At 56.1% G+C, this 321-nt stretch carries 1 pseudogene; it reads left to right on the top strand.

From position 1 onward, the window contains the following. A pseudogene (locus tag BG74_RS17740) lies at positions 1 to 321 on the top strand (cell division protein FtsP); the annotation flags it as partial.

Consider the following 321-nt stretch of genomic DNA (forward strand, 5'->3'; position numbering starts at 1 on the left):
CGCTCGGCGTTATCAATTGCAACTAAGCGACGGACGCGCCATGCAGGTTGTTGCTGGCGACCAGGGGTTCTTGCCTGCACCAGTGCAGGTCACCCAGCTTTCGCTGGCGCCTGGTGAGCGGCGTGAAATCCTTATCGATATGTTCAAAGGGGAAGACGTGGTCATCACCGCCGGCGAAGCAGCTGGTCTGATGGATCGGGTGCGTAGCTTTTTTGAACCCTCCTCGATACTGGTCAATACCACAGTGCTGACGCTTAAACCGACGGGGCTATTACCCTTGGTCACCGATAAACTACCGATGCGCTTGTTGTCCGAGCAACT

Origin of the sequence: Sodalis-like endosymbiont of Proechinophthirus fluctus, from assembly GCF_001602625.1 — a bacterium.
GTDB lineage: Bacteria > Pseudomonadota > Gammaproteobacteria > Enterobacterales > Enterobacteriaceae.